The sequence below is a fragment of the Sphingomonas bacterium genome (assembly GCF_903644135.1).
Classification (GTDB): Bacteria; Pseudomonadota; Alphaproteobacteria; order Sphingomonadales; family Sphingomonadaceae; genus Sphingomonas.
Genome location: NZ_CAHJXA010000373.1, coordinates 1 through 2,610, shown reverse-complemented (window position 1 = coordinate 2,610; position 2,610 = coordinate 1). Strand labels below are relative to the sequence as shown.

The following is a 2,610-nucleotide window of genomic DNA, read 5'->3' as shown; positions in this document are numbered from 1 at the left end:
CCTGGGCGGCGGCTGGAGCGCGGCCGACCTCGCCAACGGCGCGGAGGCGGCGCGCGCGCAGGCGGTGGCGGACGCGCAGGTCAAGTAGTTTGCGTGGGCTGATCCTTGCCGCACTGCTGCTTGGTGCGGCCGCGCCGGTCGACCGACCGTTGCCGGGGTATGTCCGGGTGCGGCTGGTCACGTCCATCGGCGCGATCGTGGTGGCGCTCGACGCTCGCCATGCGCCCGGGACGACCGCCAACTTCCTGACCTATGTCGATGACGGGCGGCTCGACGACACCCGCTTCTACCGCTCGGCGCGGCGACAGGCGGCGGCGCAGTTCGGCTTCATCCAGGGCGGCATCGGCACCGATGCGACGCGCAGCATCGACCCGGTGGCGATGGAGCGCACCGACCATACCGGCATCCATCATGTCGACGGCACGATCAGCATGGCGCACGGGCCGAGCCCGAACTCGGCGACGGCCAATTTCTCGATCCTGGTTGGACCTGCGCCGAACATGGACGCGCGCGGGGCGGCGGCGGGTTACGCCGCGTTCGGCCATGTCGTCGCCGGCATGGACGTGGTCCGGCGCATCCTGGCGGTGCCGACCGGCGGCGGCTTCGACGAGATGAAGGGCCAGTTGATCCTCGCCCCGATCCGCATCATCCGCGCCGAGCGGCTCGACGGCACGCCGCACCCCAGCGGCCGGTTTAAGACATGGCTGGTGTTCAAGAATCGATAGGCGGCGGGCGACCCGCTTGCCAGCGGCACTCGATCATGCTCCACAGCGCAATCGACGGCCGGGGGGCGGCGCGTCGCGGGGACCGGACATGAAGATCGCCATCGCGCGCGGCATAGCGTTGAGCATCGTCCTCGCCGGCATGTCGGTGCCGGTGGCGGCGCGCGGTCCTCATCACGGCATGTTCGGCGCGCCGCACCACGGCCACTCGATCAACGGCTGGACGGGAAGCCGCCGGCTCCGGCTGCGCTAGCCCTACGACCAGGCGACCAGCGCCAGCACGCAGCCGATTGCCGCCGAAGCGCCGGCCAGCGCAAACAGCCAGCGGCGGCGGGTAAGCGCGGTGATCGAGGCGAGCGCGATCGCGATCTGGACGAAGGTCATCGCCACCGACAGCTTCACATGCGGGTGCAGCGCGTGCTGCGACTCGGCGTCCGCCTCCTCGGAGCGGTGGTCCAGCGCCTGTGCGTCGGCCTGCAAGATGCGGCTGCGCGCGGCATAGCTCGCGATCTTCGCCGCTGCGCCGGCATCGTGCGACAGCGGCGCGGTGGCCTCGAGCAGGTGGCGCTTGATCTCCTCCGCCTGGTAATAGCTCCAGTTGTCGGACGCGCGCGCCTTCAGCAGCACCGCCTCGTTCTTGTAATAGAGCGCGTCGTTCTGGGTATGGCCGCCAAGCAGGCTGACGACCGCGCCGATCGTCGCCAGCACCGCGGAGAACAAAGCGATCTGCTGCGCCAGCGGCTCGCGATGCTCGGCCCGATGCTCGACCGCTTCCTCATGGGGGCCGCGCACCTCATACTCCTCGCTCATCGCGTCCTCCTCGTGAGTGGTGCAGCGAAGCGCCCGGCAACCGACCGGTCAAGTGACGAGCGCGTCATCAATCGCCGATCCGGACATAGGCGAGCTCGTGCCCGCCTTCGCGCGGCGCGGCGAAGGCGAGGCGATAGTCACGCGCCAGCGCCGCCGCGACCGTGCGCCGCACCTCCTCGTTCCACGCGCCGAGCGGGCGGTCGAGGGTGACGATCACCGGCGGACGGTTCGCCAGGATGCGCCGCACCTCCGCCAATGGATCGACGCCGCTCGCGTCGCGATCGGCCTGGTAGGCCAGGGTCGAGGGAAAGGCGCGGGCGGTCGGTACGCAGGCATGAGCGAGCAGGTAGACGATCGAGTCGCCGGCGAAGACATAGGGGCAGCGGCCATGGTCGTGCGCGGCGACGACCCGCGCCAGCGCACGGATGCCCGGACCTTCGTTCGGGCGCAGCGACGCCTTGGCCGCGAACACCGCCGTGCCGATCGCCAGCGTCGCGATCATCGCGCGCCGATGTCGCGCAAAGGTCGGCGCGGCCAGCGTCGCCAGCGGCGCGACCACCGGCAGCGCATAATGGTCGAAGAACGCACCGATCATCGCATAGGCGACCAGGGCCGCCGCCAGCCAGCCGAGCGCGAGCATCGTCTCGGCCGAACGGCGCTGCCGCAAGGTGACGCCGGCGCAGACGAGCAGCGGCAGCAGCTGCGACCAGGTGCCCGCAAGCCGTGCGGCGATCTTGGCGGCGGGATAGCCGCTGCGCAGCGCCACCGACGTGAAGTTGGCGAACCAGAACGCCTGAGAAGCCACTGGTCCCAGCCGCGCAAAGGCGAGAATCGCGGCGAGCGTCGGCAGCAGGCCCAGCATCGCCCACAAGCCAACGGCTGCCAGCGTCGCGAGCCAGTTCGCCCCAGCACGGCGTAGGTACGCCAGATGCGCGAGGCCGAAGAACGCACCCTCCACCAGCGGCGTATATTTGGTCTGGATCGCCAGCCCGGCGAGCAGGCACGCCGCCGCCCCGCTCGCGACGATCGCTCCGCGCGCGCCTCGCTCGGCCAGCGCGGGCAGCCGCAGCACCAGCAC

4 protein-coding genes are annotated in these 2,610 nt (G+C 70.9%); 2 read left to right on the top strand and 2 right to left on the bottom strand.

Annotated elements, in window-relative coordinates; genetic code table 11:
• Positions 1 to 89: 89 nt before the first annotated feature.
• A complete protein-coding gene (locus HUU96_RS14685; protein WP_174293477.1) occupies positions 90 to 725 on the top strand; it encodes a peptidylprolyl isomerase in 636 nt (211 codons plus the stop codon).
• Between the two features lie 88 nt (positions 726 to 813).
• Positions 814 to 975: a hypothetical protein gene (locus tag HUU96_RS14680; protein ID WP_174293476.1), complete on the top strand. Its 162-nt coding sequence runs from the start codon at positions 814 to 816 to the stop codon at positions 973 to 975.
• A gap of 2 nt (positions 976 to 977) precedes the next feature.
• Here the strand turns inward: HUU96_RS14680 and HUU96_RS14675 are convergent, their stop codons facing one another.
• Positions 978 to 1,532 carry a DUF4337 domain-containing protein gene (locus tag HUU96_RS14675; protein ID WP_174293475.1) on the bottom strand — a complete coding sequence of 185 codons (555 nt, stop codon included), beginning with the start codon at positions 1,530 to 1,532 and terminating at the stop codon, positions 978 to 980.
• A gap of 67 nt (positions 1,533 to 1,599) precedes the next feature.
• Positions 1,600 to 2,610, bottom strand: a 1,011-nt coding sequence (locus HUU96_RS14670; protein ID WP_174293474.1) for a hypothetical protein, incomplete at its 5' end; no start/stop codon positions are given.

What these genes read in the sequence shown, in the direction of transcription:
- HUU96_RS14680 (WP_174293476.1), top strand. Translation starts at nt 814, where the DNA reads ATGAAGATCGCCATCGCGCGCGGCATAGCGTTGAGCATCGTCCTCGCC.
- HUU96_RS14675 (WP_174293475.1), bottom strand. Translation starts at nt 1,532, where the DNA reads ATGAGCGAGGAGTATGAGGTGCGCGGCCCCCATGAGGAAGCGGTCGAG.